17 protein-coding genes are annotated in these 16,563 nt (G+C 59.6%); 2 read left to right on the top strand and 15 right to left on the bottom strand.

Annotated elements, in window-relative coordinates; all coding sequences use genetic code 11:
* Positions 1 to 71: 71 nt before the first annotated feature.
* Entirely contained in the window at positions 72 to 521 is a 450-nt protein-coding gene (locus WH87_RS03465) for a winged helix-turn-helix transcriptional regulator (protein ID WP_046138476.1), read from the bottom strand.
* Between the two features lie 81 nt (positions 522 to 602).
* On the opposite strand from WH87_RS03465, the gene WH87_RS03460 reads away from it, so the two are divergent.
* Complete coding sequence (locus tag WH87_RS03460) at positions 603 to 1,844, top strand: MFS transporter (RefSeq protein ID WP_082092475.1); 1,242 nt, start codon at positions 603 to 605, stop codon at positions 1,842 to 1,844.
* 54 nt (positions 1,845 to 1,898) lie between these two features.
* On the opposite strand, the gene WH87_RS03455 is transcribed toward WH87_RS03460, so the two are convergent.
* The 14 genes from WH87_RS03455 to WH87_RS03390 all read right to left on the bottom strand — a co-directional run bounded on the left by WH87_RS03455 (position 1,899) and on the right by WH87_RS03390 (position 14,225).
* Positions 1,899 to 2,636, bottom strand: coding sequence for an ABC transporter ATP-binding protein (locus WH87_RS03455; protein ID WP_046138477.1), 738 nt, complete (start codon positions 2,634 to 2,636; stop codon positions 1,899 to 1,901).
* Complete coding sequence (locus WH87_RS03450) at positions 2,633 to 3,481, bottom strand: ABC transporter ATP-binding protein (RefSeq protein ID WP_046138478.1); 849 nt, start codon at positions 3,479 to 3,481, stop codon at positions 2,633 to 2,635. The genes WH87_RS03455 and WH87_RS03450 overlap by 4 nt, the downstream gene beginning before the upstream one ends.
* Positions 3,478 to 4,365, bottom strand: a complete 888-nt coding sequence (locus tag WH87_RS03445) for an ABC transporter permease (RefSeq protein ID WP_046138479.1) — start codon at positions 4,363 to 4,365, stop codon at positions 3,478 to 3,480. The genes WH87_RS03450 and WH87_RS03445 overlap by 4 nt, the downstream gene beginning before the upstream one ends.
* Complete coding sequence (locus WH87_RS03440) at positions 4,362 to 5,408, bottom strand: ABC transporter permease (RefSeq protein ID WP_245622298.1); 1,047 nt, start codon at positions 5,406 to 5,408, stop codon at positions 4,362 to 4,364. The genes WH87_RS03445 and WH87_RS03440 overlap by 4 nt, the downstream gene beginning before the upstream one ends.
* 59 nt (positions 5,409 to 5,467) lie before the next feature.
* The gene (locus WH87_RS03435; RefSeq protein WP_082092474.1) at positions 5,468 to 7,057 is read right to left on the bottom strand and encodes an ABC transporter substrate-binding protein; all 1,590 of its coding nucleotides are present in this window, start codon (positions 7,055 to 7,057) and stop codon (positions 5,468 to 5,470) included.
* Positions 7,058 to 7,074: 17 nt separating this feature from the next.
* Entirely contained in the window at positions 7,075 to 7,695 is a 621-nt protein-coding gene (locus tag WH87_RS03430) for a helix-turn-helix domain-containing protein (protein ID WP_046138481.1), read from the bottom strand.
* A 57-nt stretch (positions 7,696 to 7,752) separates the two neighbouring features.
* Positions 7,753 to 8,715, bottom strand: a complete 963-nt coding sequence (locus WH87_RS03425) for an NAD-dependent epimerase/dehydratase family protein (protein ID WP_046138482.1) — start codon at positions 8,713 to 8,715, stop codon at positions 7,753 to 7,755.
* A 186-nt stretch (positions 8,716 to 8,901) separates the two neighbouring features.
* Complete coding sequence (locus WH87_RS03420; protein WP_046138483.1) at positions 8,902 to 9,582, bottom strand: RraA family protein; 681 nt, start codon at positions 9,580 to 9,582, stop codon at positions 8,902 to 8,904.
* Positions 9,579 to 10,331, bottom strand: coding sequence for a FadR/GntR family transcriptional regulator (locus WH87_RS03415; RefSeq protein WP_046138484.1), 753 nt, complete (start codon positions 10,329 to 10,331; stop codon positions 9,579 to 9,581). The genes WH87_RS03420 and WH87_RS03415 overlap by 4 nt, the downstream gene beginning before the upstream one ends.
* A gap of 23 nt (positions 10,332 to 10,354) precedes the next feature.
* A complete protein-coding gene (locus WH87_RS03410; protein ID WP_046138485.1) occupies positions 10,355 to 11,173 on the bottom strand; it encodes an SDR family oxidoreductase in 819 nt (272 codons plus the stop codon).
* Positions 11,174 to 11,280: 107 nt separating this feature from the next.
* The gene (locus tag WH87_RS03405) at positions 11,281 to 12,108 is read right to left on the bottom strand and encodes a transporter substrate-binding domain-containing protein (RefSeq protein ID WP_046138486.1); all 828 of its coding nucleotides are present in this window, start codon (positions 12,106 to 12,108) and stop codon (positions 11,281 to 11,283) included.
* Between the two features lie 58 nt (positions 12,109 to 12,166).
* On the bottom strand, positions 12,167 to 12,862 hold the full coding sequence (locus tag WH87_RS03400; protein WP_046138487.1) for an amino acid ABC transporter ATP-binding protein: 696 nt from the start codon (positions 12,860 to 12,862) through the stop codon (positions 12,167 to 12,169).
* Between the two features lie 16 nt (positions 12,863 to 12,878).
* Positions 12,879 to 13,532: an amino acid ABC transporter permease gene (locus tag WH87_RS03395; protein ID WP_046138488.1), complete on the bottom strand. Its 654-nt coding sequence runs from the start codon at positions 13,530 to 13,532 to the stop codon at positions 12,879 to 12,881.
* Between the two features lie 9 nt (positions 13,533 to 13,541).
* Positions 13,542 to 14,225 (bottom strand): amino acid ABC transporter permease, encoded by a 684-nt coding sequence (locus WH87_RS03390; RefSeq protein ID WP_046138489.1) that lies wholly within the window; start codon positions 14,223 to 14,225, stop codon positions 13,542 to 13,544.
* A gap of 260 nt (positions 14,226 to 14,485) precedes the next feature.
* Between WH87_RS03390 and WH87_RS03385 the strand changes: the two genes are divergently transcribed.
* Positions 14,486 to 16,549 (top strand): ATP-dependent helicase, encoded by a 2,064-nt coding sequence (locus WH87_RS03385; protein ID WP_046138490.1) that lies wholly within the window; start codon positions 14,486 to 14,488, stop codon positions 16,547 to 16,549.
* The last annotated feature ends 14 nt before the right edge of the window (positions 16,550 to 16,563 follow it).

The raw sequence follows: 16,563 nt of genomic DNA, 5'->3' as shown, positions 1-16,563 counted from the left end.
GGTGTCGCGCAACCGCCCACGCACTCGATAGGCCACCGCCGCATCGTCTATGAACGGCACCTTTGACGATGTTAGTCTTCGGCCTTCGTTACTTTTGTATCGGTCCACTCCAGACGCTGCCCGTTCTGTGCAAGCAGTCCGAGGCGAGCGACAGGGGCGCCGGTTTTTGTCTCGACCAAGGACGACATTGGTTGGTTGGGGCCAAACAGATGATCTTCACCCCATTGGCGCAATGCCACGATGACGAGGAAAAGGCCGCGGCCCTTCTCGGTCAAGACATATTCCCGGTAGGCGCTGCCGTCTGAGGCCGGTGCCGACTCCAGAATGCCGCGTTCGGTTAAGTCTCGCAGCCGCGTTGCCAGCATTCCTTTGGCGATGCCGAGGCCCGTCTGAAACTCGTTGAACCGCCGAACGCCATCCAATGCGTCGCGGATGATCAGTAACGACCACCAGTCACCGATAACATCCAGCGCGCGCGCAACCGGGCATTCGTCATCCCGCAGGTTGACCCGCTTGACCATAGGGCAATCTCCATCCGCCAATATGGTTCTAAAATAGAACTAGAAAGTCCGCTGGACAAGTGGTTTCAAGATAGGACTGAAATGGAATCTGTGAAAGGAACCACTGTGCAGATCACCGATGAAGGCCCCACGAGCCAGAATGCCGGCAAAGGGCTATCGACCGTCACCACGTTGATCTTTTCGGCTGCGGCTGGCCTCAGCGTCGCAAACGTCTACTACGCCCAGCCCTTGCTTGATGCGATGGCGCAGGATTTCGGGATATCGCCGTCTGCGATCGGTCTGGTCGTTACATTGACCCAGCTCGGCTACGCGTTGGGTCTCATTTTCATCGTTCCCCTTGGAGACCTCGTGGATAGGCGCCGCCTGGTACTCGCACAGGGCATTCTGTCAGTCCTTGCTCTGGTTGCTGTCGCAACGGCGAGGACGGAGGCGTTCTTGTTCGCTAGCCTGGCAGCAATGGGCGTGCTCGCCGTGGTCGTGCAGGCTCTGGTCGCGTTTGCTGCGACCCTGGCGACGCCGGCTGAGCGTGGCAAAGCCGTCGGCATGGTGACGAGCGGCGTGGTGGTCGGCATCCTGGGCGCGCGCTTCTTCGCTGGTTTGCTGGCAGATCTCGGCGGCTGGCGCGCGGTCTATATGACCTCGGCGGTTCTTACCGCGATTATGGTTGGGATACTGATCCGTGTCCTGCCGCGCCAGCTCTCTCCAAACAGCACCGAGAGTTACGGGGCGACGCTTCGCTCTATTCCAGTGCTGTTCCTGCGCGATCCGGTCTTGCTGGTCCGCGGTCTGCTGGCGCTGCTGGTCTTTGCGACCTTCAGCACGTTTTGGACAGCGCTCGTTCTGCCACTGAGCACGCCACCATATTCCTATTCCCATACCCAGATCGGATTGTTCGGTCTTTTTGGTATGGCAGGCGCGATTGCCGCCGCAGGGGCAGGGCGGCTTGCCGATCGCGGCTTGGGTCAATGGACCACGGGATTATCCCTGATGCTGTTGTTTGCAGCTTGGGGCCTGATCGCAATGTTGCCGGTTTTGCTGTTCCTGCTGCTTGTCGGCGTCGTCCTGCTCGATCTGGCAGTCCAGGCTGTCCATGTCACCAATCAGAGCATCATCTTGGCTCGCCATCCAAACGCCAGTAGCCGCCTCGTCGGGGGGTATATGGTGTTCTATTCGATCGGCAGCGCCATTGGAGCGATCAGCTCCACAATGGCCTATGCACAAGCGGGATGGACCGGAGTATCGATACTCGGGGCAGGCTTCAGTGCCTTGGCTCTAATTGTCTGGGCAACAACGCTTCGTCTGTCAGCCGCGGAAGCACAGTGAGTGCCGGCGCCAGACTAGCCTTCTAACCTGCATTCTTCCCGGCCGTGTCTCAACCTAAAGCCTGCTCGCCGCCACGAAATCTCGTGTGTAGTCTGCCTTGAGTTCGCCGTTGCGCAATTGGGCCCGGGTGACGTTCTCAACCATGCGGGCATTCTGCATCACCATAAGGCGGTCGCACATGTAGGAGACCACCGCGAGATTGTGGCTGACGATCACGAAGGTCAGGTTCAACTCTTTGCGCAGCGTGTTCAGCAGGTTGAGGATTTCGGCTTGCACGGATACGTCAAGCGCCGACGTTGGTTCGTCGAGCAGGAGAAGCTTTGGCGAGAGCGACAGCGCACGGGCAATCGCGACGCGCTGACGTTGGCCTCCAGACAGTTCGTGCGGATAGCGATAGGCGAAATTGCGGCCCAGGCCGATGAGGTCGAGCAAATCCAGCGCGCGAGCATCAGCATTGTCCATCCCATGGATCCGCATGGGTTCGGCAATTGCCTTGCCGATGAGATGGCGCGGATGGAGCGACGCGTATGGGTCCTGAAACACCATCTGCACGCGCCGGGCAAACTTGCGCCGGGAGTCACTGGCGGCGGGCTGCCCATCAACCAGGATTTCTCCCGACCAGTCTTGGTTGAGCCCCATGATCGTTCTGAGAATGGTCGACTTTCCCGAGCCACTTTCTCCGACCAGCCCAAAGCTTTCCCCTGGGGCGACGGCGAAGCTGACATCATCGACGACCGTCGCCGCGCCGAAGCGTACGGACAAGTCTTTCACTGAAAGGATGGGGTTGGTCATAGAGTGTCCATCCAGGCGGCATCGCGCTGCAAAGTGGGGAGGGGGCTAAGCGGCCCATCGATGGTCGGCAGGCAGGCGAGCAGCCCCTTTGTGTACGGGTGTTGAGCAGCGCCAAGCTCTTTGGCGTTGAGCGTTTCAACGATCTGGCCGGCATACATAACGATGATGCGGTCACAGAAACGACTGACGAGCTGCAAATCGTGACTGATGAAGATCAGCCCCATCTGGCGACGGGTAACCAGCTCGTCGAGGATGGAGAGAACCTGCATCTGAACGGTGACGTCGAGCGCCGAGGTTGGTTCGTCGGCGATGAGCAAATCCGGCTCACGCACCACCATCATCGCAATCATGATGCGCTGGCCCATGCCGCCAGAGAGCTCGTGCGGATAGCGATCGAACACAAGTTCAGGGTCGCGAATGTGCAGGCTCTCGAGGATGGCCAGGGTGGCTTTCTTCGCCTCTGCAGACGAGATGCGACGATTGCCGATGCGGACCGCCTCCATGATCTGCGCACCGGCGGTCATCACTGGATTGAGCGAGAATTTCGGGTCTTGCAGCACCATGCCAAGACGGCTGCCACGGAGTTTTCTTCTTTCACCTCGGCTTGCCCTGAGCAGGTCGATGCCATCGAAACTGAGGACATCCGCCTCTACCCTGGCATAGTCCGGCAGCACGCCGAGCAGGGCGCGGCCGGACAGGCTTTTGCCCGATCCGCTCTCACCCACAATGCCGAGCTTTTCGCGGCCAAGGCTGAAGCTGACGCCGCGTACGGCCTGATGCCAGCCGCCGTTCTCCGTGGGGAATGCAATGCGGAGGTTGCGGATTTCTGCGAGTGCGCCGGTCATGAGCGCGCCTTTAGGTGTGGGTCGAGGAGATCGCGAACAGCGTCGCCCAGCAGGTTGAAGCCGAGAGAGACGATGAAGATGGCAAAGCCGGGAACCGTGGCGACCCACCATTGATCGAAGATGAACTTGCGGCCGGTGGAGATCATCGCGCCCCATTCTGGCATTGGGGGCTGGGCGCCCAGGCCGATGAAGCCGAGGCCCGCAGCGGTGAGAATGATGCCGGCCATGTCGAGGGTCATGCGGACAATCACCGAGGACATGCACATCGGGATGATGTGGTAGAGGATGATGTGGAACTCGGAAGCACCCGCAAGGCGGACCGCGTTGACGTAGTCACTATTACGAACCGCCAAGGCCTCAGCGCGCGCCATGCGGGCGTAGGGTGGCCAGGCGGTGAGCGTAATGGCGATCGCCGCATTGACGATTCCGGGGCCAAGCGCGGCCACAAACGCGAGGGCCAGCAGCAGCTTTGGCACCGCCAGAAACACGTCCGTAACCCGCATGAAGAACGCGTCGAGCCAGCCGCCATAGGTGCCCGACACAACGCCGATCAGCAGACCGATGGGCGCAGAGGTCAGAATGACAAGGCCGACAATCAGGAGTGTCAGTCTGGAACCGTAGATCACCCGGCTGAGGATATCTCGCCCCAACTCATCTGATCCTAGCAGAAACTCGGCGCCGGGTGCCGTGAGCCGTGCGGTCAGGTTTGGCAGATATGGGTCGTATGGCGCGATGATCTCTGCAAAAGCCGCGCAGAAAAGCAGGGCCACCAAAATGAAGAGACCGAACATGCCCAGCGGATTGCGTGCAAAGCGGCGGCAAAAGCTGACGATCTGCTTCCAGCGAGCGCTGCCTGCACTGGCTACTGTCTGTGTCGCACTCATTTACGAAGCTCCCGCGTGCGCGGGTCGAGCGTAGCGTAAAGCACGTCCGACAACTGGTTGAGAATGATAAAGATTGCGCCGACGAGGAAGGTCCCGCCGAGCACCGCGTTGATGTCCCCACGGAACAGCGACGAGGCAATGTAGTTGCCAATGCCGGGCCAGCCGAACACGGTCTCGATCAGCACGGATCCCTCCAGGAGCCCGCCATAGGAGAGGGCGATAATGGTGACCAACGGGATGGCGGCATTGCGCAATGCGTGGCCGACGACGACCTCAAATTCATTCGCGCCCTTCAGACGTGCGGTCAGCACATATTCCTGCGTCAGCTGATCGAGCATCAGCGAGCGGGTCATGCGTGAAAGGTATGCCATAGAGAAGTAGCCCACGAGGCAGACTGGCAAGACGATGTGGCTGAAGGCGTTCCAGAATACATCCCAATGCCCGCCAATCAGGCTGTCGATCAGGATGGAGTTGGTGATCGGCTTGACGATGCCGACGAAAAACACGTCAATCTGGCCCGGGCCGGCCACCCAGTCGAGCTTGTAATAAAAGACGTAGAGGCCCACGAGGCCCAGCCAGAAAATCGGCACCGAATAGCCAATCAGGCCGATAATGCGGATGAGGTGATCAGGCCATTTGTCGTGCCAGTAGGCCGACGCCACGCCTGCGGGCACGCCGAGGGCGACGCCCAGCAAAAGTCCCAGGGTGGCCAGTTCCAGCGTCGCGGGGAAAAAGCTCAGCAGGTCCGTCAGCACTGGCCGGGTGGTCGTGAACGATGTGCCGAAATCGCCCTGCAACAGCTTGAACGTGTAGGAGGTGAACTGCTCCCAGACCGGCTTGTCGAGGCCGAGCGCGTAATAAACCTTGTCATAGGCTTCTTGCGTCGCCTTCTCGCCAACGATGGAGAGGACGGGGTCAATCGGAATGACGCGGCCAATAAAAAAGGTCAGCGCCACGAGCCCAAGCAGGGTGATCGCCGTCGTCACCAGCGCATTGGTGAGGCGCCTTGCGCGCAGGAAATGGGGAGATGCAGTAGCGGCCACGGCGCGGTTCCGATCGAGAGATTGGCGTGGCGGCCGCTGCCGCCACGCCGAGATTGGCTTTAGTCCTTGGTGACCTTCCAATAGCGGTCATCAGAGAGCGTAAGGCCGAGTTCGAGATTGTTGACGTTGTCACGGATCGCGACACGACGGACTTCCTGGAACATGTAGAGGAACGGCGAGATGTCTGTGTGTTCGAGCTGGATGTCCTCGTACATCTGGCGACGCAGGTCGTTGTCGTTTTCACGCAGCGCGGCCATGGTCCGTGGGGAAATGTCGCCAGCATCCCAGCCGAAGCGATCCGCCAGGCTCGACGAACCGTCTGGAGTGTCTTCGGAGTTGACCGCAAACGCCTTGGCGTTGGAGTGCGGATCTGGATAGTCTGGACCCCACAGGCCAACCCAAACATCGAGGTCGGCAGAACGGTAGCGTTCCAGCCACTGCTGACCGTCCACAACGAGCAGATTCAGCTCAATGCCAGCCTGCGCCATGGTCGCCTGAGCGGCCTGTGCAAAATCGGTGTAGGGAGGAGTGTTCCACACGACAGCGTCGAGTTTGACCGGGGTAGTGACACCGCTGGAAGCGATCAGCTCTTTCGCCTTCTCGATATCGAGCGAGTAGGGGTTGTGGTCGATAGCGCCCAGGAAGCCTTCTGGAACGAAGGTCTGGTGGGTTTTGATGGTGCCCTGACCGATGGTCTGTTCGATGCCTTCATAATCGACGAGATACTTCATCGCCTTGACGAAATCTGGCTTTGAGAGCGCCTCGTTACGGACGTTCAGGCCGAAGTAGTAGATAACGCCCGAGCTACCATCGAGGGTCTTGACCTCGGCATTGCCGGCAATGGACGCGTGGTCGTCAGCGCCGAGCTTGTTGGCGATGTCGATGTCACCCTTTTCCAGCAGCAGGCGCTGTGCAGCGCTTTCAGGAACGTGCTGGAAGAAAATGCGCTCCATTGCTGGAGTGTCCTGCCAGAAGTTCTCGTTACGCGTGAGCAGAATGGACTGCTTTGGCGTCCAGGTGGTCAGCACGAACGGGCCGGAACCGGCGGAGTTCGCTTGCTTGAGCCAGGCATTGCCCATGTCGCCGTCGACTTCGTTCTCCTGCACGAGCTTACTGTCGACGATGCCGCCGCTATGCGAGGAGAGAGCGTAAAGAACAAAGGACTCGGCGTAGGGCTCGCCTATTTCGAACACTAGCGTAGCGTCATCCGTCGCCTTGATGCGCTCTTCAACGTTCTCGGCGCTGAGGCCCAACTGGGTCAGCAGAAAGGCCGAACGCGACGCCATCTTCACAACGCGGCGCAGCGAATACTCAGCGTCATGCGCGGTGACAGGATTGCCCGAAGCAAACTTGGCCGCTGGGTTCATCTTGAAGGTGAAGGTCTTGCCATCTTCCGAAACCGTCCAGCTTTCGGCCAGCACACCATAAATCTTGGTGGGGTCCGTGACGTCTGGCGCAATCAGCGTCTGATAGATCTGGTTGGCAGCCATAATGCCGCCGACTTCGCCCACTTCACCCGGGTCGAGTGTGATGATGTCGTCGAGCGCATCAGCCACGACCAGCGTCTTGGCCGGAGTTGCGGCATATGTGATGCCGGTGAGCATGGTCATGCTCAACAGCGCTGCGGTAAGCGTCCTAGTCAATTTCATCGTCAAGTCTCCCTCAATTAGATCGCTGGTGTTCCCGACAGCGATGACGATTGGTTCTTGGGTGCCGCCACCTCGGCAAACAGCCGCATGGTGCCGACCCAAAGTTCTGTGGCGACCGTTGTTCCCGGATTACGGGACATGTGCGGCAGCCGTGATGAGAAATGCAGCGTTCCACCCGCATCGAGGGGGTATTCGACCCCGTCGACGACGTAGATCATCTGTCCGCTGATCAGGTAGACGAAGTCCTCGCCTTCATGGCGCACCGTCTCGGATGCAAAGCCGGGCGGTACATGGGTGATGACCGCATTCAGCTGCGCGTCATCGAACCCTGGTTCCAAAAACTCATAGAAAGGTTCGGTCTGCCCCAGCGAAAACGTGGCTCTTTTCGCAGAGTGGCTGACCATCTGGTGCTGGCGCTGCGGTGCTTCAGACAGGAAGCGGTCAACGCTCGTGTTGAGAGCGCGCGCAACCGAGTACAGTGATGTCAGGGAAGGGCGCGATATATCGCGCTCAATCTGGGATATGAACCCGACCGTGAGCCCGCTTTCCTTGGCGAGTTGACGCGTGGTCAGGCCAAGTTCTTTGCGCCTTTGGCGTAGGCGCTCGCCCAAAGTTGGGGCGTCAACGACTTTGCTCAACGCGCCCTCCCTGCGGTCGATCTGTTTAGTCAGACTAAACAGATCGCAGAGTTTGGGTCAATTGGCTGTTGGGCTGTAGGAAGCAAGAGTTCTCTCCAGCGCGGCTGTTTCGTCAATGACTTCTTTGAATCCGAGATCATCGCGAATGGCCTGCGGGTCAAGCGTCAATGGGTAGCGCAAATCCATCGCATCGGCCCTGTCTGCCCACACGCCAGTGCCCGCTGGAGCAGGGACAACCTCGGCCGAGCTACCAAGCATTGGCAAAACCAGCCGCGCCCACTCTGCCGTACTGCGTACGACGGTCTGACCGACATTATAGGTCTTGCCGCTCGCCTTGGGGTGTTTCGCAGCCAGAGCAAAAGCTTCAGCGATATCTTCGACATAGGCATACGAGTTGAGCCAGCCGAAAGCCCGCTCATCGATAGCAAAGTTTTCGCCCTTTGCATTGTCGTAAATCCAGCCAAAGCGGCGCTGCTTGTCCGCAGTCCCGTAGATCATGGGCGGACGGAGAACAACGAAGTCCATGTCACGCGAGCGGACATCCTCTTCGATAATGATCTTGTCGTAGTTTTCGAAAAGATCCACCCGCACGCCCTGGGGACGGCGAGAGTTGCCGCGATACGGATAGCGCATCGTACGCAGCGGCGACCGCTCCGTGGCAGGCAGCAACTGTATCTCGGGACTGCTCTTGCGCAGCAGTCCCTCATAGTTGCAGTAGACATCGACTGAGCTCGTCAGAAGATAGCGAGCGCCCACCCGCTGTGCGGCAGAGATGACGGCCCTTGTATTCTCCAGCGACAGCGCGAAGATATCGATGACGGTCGTAACAGCGTGCTGCTTGAAAAGCGCAACGAGATCCGCTTCGTTTTCGCGGTCGGCATGGGCGATGATCACACTGTCGGGAAGGTTTGCGGGCTCATTGCCTCGGTGAACAACCAGTGGCTTCTCGCCGTGCGCTAGCAGCCGTAGCGCCACATGCCGCCCCAGAAAACCACTTCCGCCGACAATTGCCACAGTCATTTAGCTTCCTCACATTGCCGCGCCGGTATTCCCGGAATCGCTCTTGGACCAGTCACGTTCCTAGAACATGCCACGATCCCTTCATATGCAACTGATGAGGCACTCACACGGTCAAAGCGCTGTCAGTCCTGGCAAGCTGAGGTGGAACGAAGCGGGTAGGGGCCCGCTTCGACCTTTTTTGGCTGATTAGCCCTTGGCGTAGGTGGATTCGACTGGCCACACCGATTGCAGCTTTTCGCCGCCGAGGATCCGGTCCCGCGCGGAGGCTTCGTTGGCGCCGAGCTTGTCGGCCTGATCTGCAACGGCCGCCAACATAGCCTTAGGGATGACGACAACGCCGTCGATATCGCCAAAAATCACGTCGCCAGGAGAAACCTTCACGCCACCGATATCGATCGTAACCTGTGAGCGCTTTGGCTCCATCTTGCCCGATACGGAAACTGGCGAAAGCGAGCGGCCAAACAGTGGGTAACCCAGACCGCGCACCTGAGCGATATCACGGACAGTGCCACTCACCACAGTTGCAGCAGCACCGCGCGTCTTGGCGCCCGAGCTCATCAGCTCGCCCGAGCACGAGCCCTGGGCACACGAAGCGTCCACCACCAGAATTCCGCCCTCAGGCGTATTGTCGATGGCGTGGTGATAGACATCCTGCGGCTGGTTCTTGCGCGGGCTGGGTTCAAACTGCACGGTCACGGCGGGGCCGCACACCACCTGGCCGGGCTTGAGTGCGCCTTGCAGGGAGATGCCGCTGAGGTAACCCCACCCACCCAGCTGCTCCAGGCTGTCATGCACATCGCCCGAGTACCACTTGGAGAGGCGCTTGATCGAATCCCAGTCGGTGTCGGAGTAGTCGAAGTTCGTCATTTTGGGTTGGCCTTGTTCTTAAGAGCTGCGTTGTCGAGCGCCACTTTGAGGTAGCTCGCGCTGTGATCGATCTGTTTGCGGATGGCGGCGCGCGCCACCTCTGCTTGCCTGGTCAAAATCAGGCGGTGAATTTCCTCGTGTTCCGCATAGCCGTCCTCGAGCGATTTGTTGGGCACGCGGCTGGTGACGCGGATCACGTCAATGATGATGGAGAACAGGTTGTCGTAGACGACATTGAGGATCTCGTTGCCCACCGAGCGGACAAGCCCCAGATGGAAAGCCGCATCGCTGTCGGTGAAGCGGGCGATATCGCCCGCATCGGCCGCTGCCCGCATTTCGGCCAGGGCAATCCCGACCTCCGGGGCGATCGGCAGATCCTCAGAGCTGAGCCGGGTCACCACCTCAGTCTCAATGATCCGACGCACGTCCATCAACTGAACCAGATAGTCCGAATTGTTGGCGAACAGCTGTTTTACCGTGGTCGCCAGCGAGCCGAGGAATTCCCCGACATCGTCGCGCACCACCAGTGCCCGTTCGCCGTGCTTCCGCCGCACCAGCCCCTTGGTCTCAAGGATCTGCAAGGCTTCGCGCACCGAGCGGGTGCTGACGCTATAGAGCCGCGCCATCTCCGCTTCAGCGGGCAGGCGGTCGCCAACTTTGAGCTGACCCGAAAGGATCTGCTTCTCGAAGGCTTCCACCACTGGCACATGCAGTTTGCCACGGTCGGCAGCTGTACGCCGCTCAGCCAATCCGGATTCTGTCTGGTCCCCTGTCACCACGCGGTAAAGCCCCCATCCACCACCACATTCGATCCCGTCATATAAGACGAAGCGTCGGACGCGAGAAACTGGATGACCCCATTATATTCGTCCACCGCCGCCTGGCGGTTCATGGGAACGCGGGCCAGGAACGCATCGATGAACTCCTTGTCGAAGTTCGCTGTCTTGACGCCGCCGAACGAAATGAGGTTCACCCGTACGTTCTTCTGGCCCCAATAGGTGCCGAGATAACGGGTCAGGTTCACCAGGCCGGATTTGGAGGCCGCATAGGAGACTGCCTTGATGAATGGCACGCCATCCCGCTCTTCGCGGTAGGAATACAGCGCCTGGTTGGGCGAAACGATGCCGTAGATCGAGCCGACATTGATGATGGAGCCGCGTTCGGCTTCTGCCATTTTTGAGCCGATCACCTGGCAGCACAGCATGACGCCGGTCAGGTTGGTGTCGATGATCTCGTCCCAGTACTTCTTGGGATAAACCTCAAACGGGCTGTTCTGGTCGGCCGAGCCCGAAGGCTTGGAGTCGATGCCGGCATTGTTGACGAGAATATGGGGCACGCCCCAATCAGCTATCAACTGCTCGGTTGCCTTCTCCAGAGACTCCTTGTCGGTGACGCTGGCGACATAGACGCGGATATTGTCGGTGAGGCCGGGGAACTTCTCTGCCAGTTGCTCGGGCGAGATTGCGCGACGGCTATAGATGGCGACCTTGGCGCCGGCTTGGGCAAGGGATGCGCTGAACTGGGTGCCGAGCTGGCCGAGGCCGCCCGTGACGATGGCAATCTTGTCTTTGACGCTGAATTTATCCGTCATTTAGGAGGTCCTGGAAAACTGAACTTAAAACTGGGGCGTAGATCGGCACGGATTGGGCGCCTGTGGGGGTGGGAAGGCGCTCGGGAGGAAGCGCCTTCCCGGGGAGATCAGCGCGGCAGATCCATGGCGGCCAGCTTGTCCACGTCGATGCGAGCGCCGTGGAACTTCTCGTAGATGTCGAGCAGCTTGCCGTTATCCAGGTTGGTCTTGATCCAGGCGTTGATCCAGTTCGTCAGTTCGGGCTCACCCTTGCGGATGGCAATGCCGAGCGGGAAGGCCTGCGCGACGAACTTTTCTTCGATGTCGAGGTTGGGATTGGACTGGATCAGCTGCTGCAACAGCGGGCGCGACGTTGCATAGATCGAGAACTGTCCGCTGGTGATCGCCGAGCTGGAGGTCGGGTCGTCTTCAAAGCGCACGATCTGGACGTTTGGCACGTCAACGGTGCTGTCGGTCAGCTTGGTGTCGTTCACCGTGCCGCGTGTCACGGCAACCGACATGCCGGCCAGGTCGGCATAAGAAGCGATATTGGCTTCCTTTGGACCAGCAACGATGATCGTCGTCTCGCTATAGGGAATGCTGAAGTCGACGACTTCGAGGCGTTCCGGCGTGATGGACAGTGTTGAAACGACGATATCGGCCTTGCCCGAAACCAGGAACGGAATGCGTCCCGAGGTTGGCACGGTCAGAAACTCCACCTCAACGCCGAGGTCCTTGGCCAGCAATTGCGCCGTCTCGATTTCAGAGCCGGTTGGCTTGAACTCGGCATCCATCATGGCGAATGGTGGGTTGCCGGTATCGACGGCCACCTGCAGTTTGCCACGCGACTTGATGTCGGCGAGCTGATCGGCAAATGCACCCTGCGAAGCCATCGCCAACAGGCCAAGGCCAAGGCCCAGTGCGGCCAATGTCTTGTTCGTCCAATGCTTAGTCATAGTCTACTCCTCCTAGTATTTCCGGATCGGCGCTGTCCCCTCGACGCGCCTTCGTTGCTCAGTGATGCGAGCCGACGAAACTCTTGAGTTCTGGTGTTGCCGGATTGGTGAGAATGCTCGATGGGCCTTCTTCGCGGATCCGCCCCTGGTGCATGAACACCACTCGGTCAGCGACGCGTTCGGCGAAGGCCATTTCGTGCGTCACCAGCAGCATGGTCATGCCGTTTGCCGCCAAGTCTTCCATCACCTTGAGCACTTCGCCGGTCAGTTCCGGGTCGAGCGCCGAGGTCACTTCATCAAACAGCATCATCTTGGGCTTCATCGCCAGGGACCGGGCAATCGCTACGCGCTGCTGTTGTCCGCCCGACAGTTGCTCGGGGTAGGAATCGATCTTTTCAGCCAGCCCAACCTGCTCGAGAACTTCCTCCGCGAGCTTGCGAGCGGCAGTGCGCTCCATCTTCTTGACCCAGCGCGGAGCCAACGTGATGTTCTGCTCGACCGTCAGGTGTGGGAAAAGATTGTAGCTCTGGAACACGATGCCGACGTCCTGGCGCAATGCACGCAGATCCAGATTGGGGTTAGTCAGCCGATGTCCGCAGGCCCAGATCTCCCCGTCATTGATCTTTTCGAGCCGATCCACACACCGCAGTGCCGTGCTTTTACCCGAACCGCTGCGTCCGATCAGCGCCACGACCTGGCCTTTTTCGATCTCGAGATTGATGCCTTTGAGCACTTGCACAGCGCCGTAGCTCATATGGACATTTTCGAATTTAACGACGGCTGACACTGTAAATCCTCTCGAATCTCCGGCTTAGAACCGAAAGCGGGAAGCAGATGGCGAAGTAAAAGAGCGCAATCACGAGGTAGGTGGTGAAAGGCTGGAAGGTGGAGGCGTTCACCTGCTTGGCGATGTAGGTCACTTCTGCCATGCCGATGACCGAGGCCAGCGAGGTGTTCTTGACGATCTGCACCATGAAGCCGACGGTTGGAGGCGTCGCGATCCGTACCGCTTGCGGCAGCACGACAAGGCCCATGCGTTGCCAGCCGGACAGCGCCAAGCAATCGGCTGCCTCCCACTGCGTGCGCGCCACCGATTGCAGGCTGGCCCGCCAGATCGTTCCCAGAAACGCGCTGGAGAAGATGACCATCGCTACGCTTGCTGCCACCAGCGAACTGACCTCGATGCCCACGATGGGCAGGCCGAAATAGATCACGAACATCAGGATCAGGACCGGCGTGCCCTGTACCAGCGAGATGTAGGCATTAACGAGGCCCGCAACGGCGCGGTTCTTCGAGATGCCGCCCAGTGCCAGGGCAAAACCGACAAGGCCACCGAACACGAAACTGATCATGGACAGGATGACAGTCCAGAGCAGGCCGTTGAGCAGAACCTGAATATGGACGAGCGAGAAGTTAGTGAACATCACGCGCCCCTACAGGTTGGTCCCGAGCCGACGCTGGCGCGGAAAGATGAGGAGGCCGAGGAGGCGAAACAGCCCTCTCATGGCGAATGACAGCGCGAGGTAAATGCCGAGAATGACGATATAGACCTCGAACGAGCGGAAGGTGATCGACTGGATGCGCGAGGCTGCGCCCGTCAGTTCTTCCGCTGAAATCTGGGAGGCGACACTGGTCGCCAGCATCAGCAGCACATACTGGCTGACCAGCGCCGGATAGACCTTTTCGAGAGCTGGCGGCAGCATGACGCCGGCCAACACCTGCAGACGCGACAACCCTAGTGTATCCGCCGCCTCAAGCTGGCCGGGATGAATGGCCTGCAAGCCGGCGCGAATGATTTCGCTGGAATAGGCGCCCACATTGATGGTCAGCCCGATCAGCGCGGAGGTTTCCGCCGAGTATTTGAGGCCCAGCGAAGCCAGGCCGAAATAGACCAGAAACAGCTGCACCAGGAGTGGGGTGTTGCGGATGCTCTCCACATAGATCGCCACGAGGATGCGGAGCGACGTATGCCGGCTGGAACTCGCTACCGCACACAACGTGCCCAGGATGAAACCCAGCACCGTGACGATGATCGACATCCGAATGGTCGCCAGCGTGCCGTCGAACAGCAGCGGCCAGTACTTTTCAATGAAGCTGAAGCTGAACTGATAGCTCATCGGCAAATTGCCGCCTGTACCGTTTTCATGATGGTTTCCTCCAGCGCCCCATACCGCTTTGTTTGCATTCGGACGCTGGCATACCTGTACTGTTGACATATGTCATATGTCAACAGTCGGGTTTCAGCTTTGCCGTTGTCCATTACGAAGACACATCACATCGGCGTGTCACTGCGATGCGTGGGCGCAGTCGCAGTCGAATAATGTTGCAAACAAAAAGGGAACAGCGGCAGTTTGCCAGGGACCACAAGGATTGATTCGTGCCGGCTATCGCCCCCTATCTTGATGCGCTCAACCCCGAACAACGGCGCGCTGTTGAGCATGGGGTAGGGGAGGCTGACGCCAAGGCGCTTCTAGTCATTGCGGGCGCCGGGTCAGGCAAAACCAACACCCTCGCGCATCGCGTCGCTCATCTGATCGTCAATGGCGCCGATCCACGCCGCATCCTGCTGATGACGTTTTCCCGTCGTGCTGCCTCAGAGATGAGCCGGCGTGTCGAGCGCATCGCATCGAAGGTGCTGGGCCTGAGTTCGGGTGCCGTCACCGATGCGCTGGCATGGGCTGGTACCTTCCACGGCATTGGGGCGCGGCTGCTGCGAGAGCATGCCCACCAGATCGGCCTCGATCCCGCTTTCACCATCCATGATCGGGAAGACTCTGCGGACCTCATGAACCTCGTGCGGCATGAGCTCAAGTTCAGTGACACCGAGACCCGCTTTCCCACCAAGGGGACGTGCATTGCCATCTACTCACGCGTGGTCAATGCGCAGGGTGACCTTGATGAGGTGCTGACGTCGGTTTTTCCCTGGTGCGCCATGTGGAGCAAGGAGCTTCGGCTGCTGTTCGGCGCCTATGTTGAAGTCAAGCAGAAACAGAACGTTCTCGATTACGACGACCTGCTGCTCTATTGGGCCGGCATGATGGCCGAGCCCGCCATTGCGGCTCAGGTGTCCGGCATGTTCGATCATGTCTTGGTCGATGAATATCAGGACACCAACAAGCTTCAGGCGTCCGTTCTCATGGCCATGCGCCCGGACGGCCGCAACCTGACGGTCGTCGGTGATGACGCCCAGTCCATCTATTCGTTTCGCGCGGCGACCGTGCGCAACATCCTCGATTTCCCGGCGGCCTTCTCCCCCGCAGCTGACATCATCACCCTGGACCGTAACTACCGCTCCACTCAACCAATCCTGGCGGCAGCCAATGCGGTGATCGAACTGGCCACCGAGCGGTTCACCAAGAACCTTTGGTCCGACCGTGAAGCTGTAACCAAACCGTTTCTGGTCACCGTCAAAGACGAAGCCGACCAGGTTCGCTATGTGGCCAAATGCGTCCTCGAGGCCCGGGAGAGCGGGACGCCTCTCAAGCAGCAGGCAGTGTTGTTCCGCACCTCGAGCCATTCCGGGCCATTGGAAATAGAGCTGACACGGCGAAACATTCCCTTCGTCAAATTCGGCGGGCTGAAATTTCTCGACGCCGCGCATGTGAAGGATGTGCTGGCGATTTTGCGGTGGGCAGAGAACCCGCGCGATCGTGTGGCGGGGTTCCGTGTCTTGCAGCTGATGGCTGGCATTGGGCCGGGCACGGCGGGCAAGGTGCTGGATGCTATCGCCACCACCCCGCACCCTGTCTGGGCGCTGGGCGAAGTGCCGCCGCCGATCAAGGCCGGGCAAAGCTGGCTGGACCTTGTGGCGCTGGTTCAGCGGCTGTCCGGACGGCAAGCCGGCTGGCCTTTGGAAATGGCCTATGCGCGGCACTGGTATGAGCCTCTAATGGAGCGGCTCTATGAGGACGCCACAACGCGCGTTGCCGACATCGTCCAACTCGAACAGGTCGCTGCAGGTTACCAAAGCCGGGAGAAGTTTCTCACCGAGCTCACGCTCGACCCGCCTGATGCCACCAGCGATCAGGCTGGCGTGCCCATGCGCGATGAGGACTATCTCATCCTTTCAACCATCCACTCTGCCAAGGGGCAGGAGTGGAAGTCGGTGCACGTTCTCAATGTGGTGGACGGCTGCATCCCATCCGATCTGGGCACGGGCTCCACTCACGAACTGGAAGAGGAGCGGCGGTTGCTCTATGTGGCGATGACTCGCGCCAAGGATGAGCTGCACCTGATGGTGCCGCAGCGCTTCTATGTGACCCAGCAGTCGCGCAACGGCGACCGCCACCTCTATGCGCAACGCACGCGCTTTATCCCGCGATCAATGACCGGGCAGTTTGAAGACATTCTGTGGCCCCCGGTGACGCCCTATGCCGGCGCGACATCGCCATCAAAGCCCGTTGTCGTGGATCTTGGTTCCAAGATGCGCGGCATGTGGTGAGCTAGATCTGACGA

This window comes from Devosia epidermidihirudinis (assembly GCF_000971295.1).
Lineage (GTDB): Bacteria > Pseudomonadota > Alphaproteobacteria > Rhizobiales > Devosiaceae > Devosia > Devosia epidermidihirudinis.
The sequence above is the reverse complement of the archived record's forward strand: the minus strand, read 5'-3'. Positions and strand labels throughout refer to the sequence as shown.

Coding starts and splice junctions, on each gene's coding strand:
- WH87_RS03465 (WP_046138476.1), bottom strand. CDS start 521: ATGGTCAAGCGGGTCAACCTGCGGGATGACGAATGCCCGGTTGCGCGC.
- WH87_RS03460 (WP_082092475.1), top strand. CDS start 603: ATGGAATCTGTGAAAGGAACCACTGTGCAGATCACCGATGAAGGCCCC.
- WH87_RS03455 (WP_046138477.1), bottom strand. CDS start 2,636: ATGACCAACCCCATCCTTTCAGTGAAAGACTTGTCCGTACGCTTCGGC.
- WH87_RS03450 (WP_046138478.1), bottom strand. CDS start 3,481: ATGACCGGCGCACTCGCAGAAATCCGCAACCTCCGCATTGCATTCCCC.
- WH87_RS03445 (WP_046138479.1), bottom strand. CDS start 4,365: ATGAGTGCGACACAGACAGTAGCCAGTGCAGGCAGCGCTCGCTGGAAG.
- WH87_RS03435 (WP_082092474.1), bottom strand. CDS start 7,057: ATGAAATTGACTAGGACGCTTACCGCAGCGCTGTTGAGCATGACCATG.
- WH87_RS03425 (WP_046138482.1), bottom strand. CDS start 8,715: ATGACTGTGGCAATTGTCGGCGGAAGTGGTTTTCTGGGGCGGCATGTG.
- WH87_RS03420 (WP_046138483.1), bottom strand. CDS start 9,582: ATGACGAACTTCGACTACTCCGACACCGACTGGGATTCGATCAAGCGC.
- WH87_RS03410 (WP_046138485.1), bottom strand. CDS start 11,173: ATGACGGATAAATTCAGCGTCAAAGACAAGATTGCCATCGTCACGGGC.
- WH87_RS03405 (WP_046138486.1), bottom strand. CDS start 12,108: ATGACTAAGCATTGGACGAACAAGACATTGGCCGCACTGGGCCTTGGC.
- WH87_RS03400 (WP_046138487.1), bottom strand. CDS start 12,862: ATGAGCTACGGCGCTGTGCAAGTGCTCAAAGGCATCAATCTCGAGATC.
- WH87_RS03395 (WP_046138488.1), bottom strand. CDS start 13,532: ATGTTCACTAACTTCTCGCTCGTCCATATTCAGGTTCTGCTCAACGGC.
- WH87_RS03390 (WP_046138489.1), bottom strand. CDS start 14,225: ATGAGCTATCAGTTCAGCTTCAGCTTCATTGAAAAGTACTGGCCGCTG.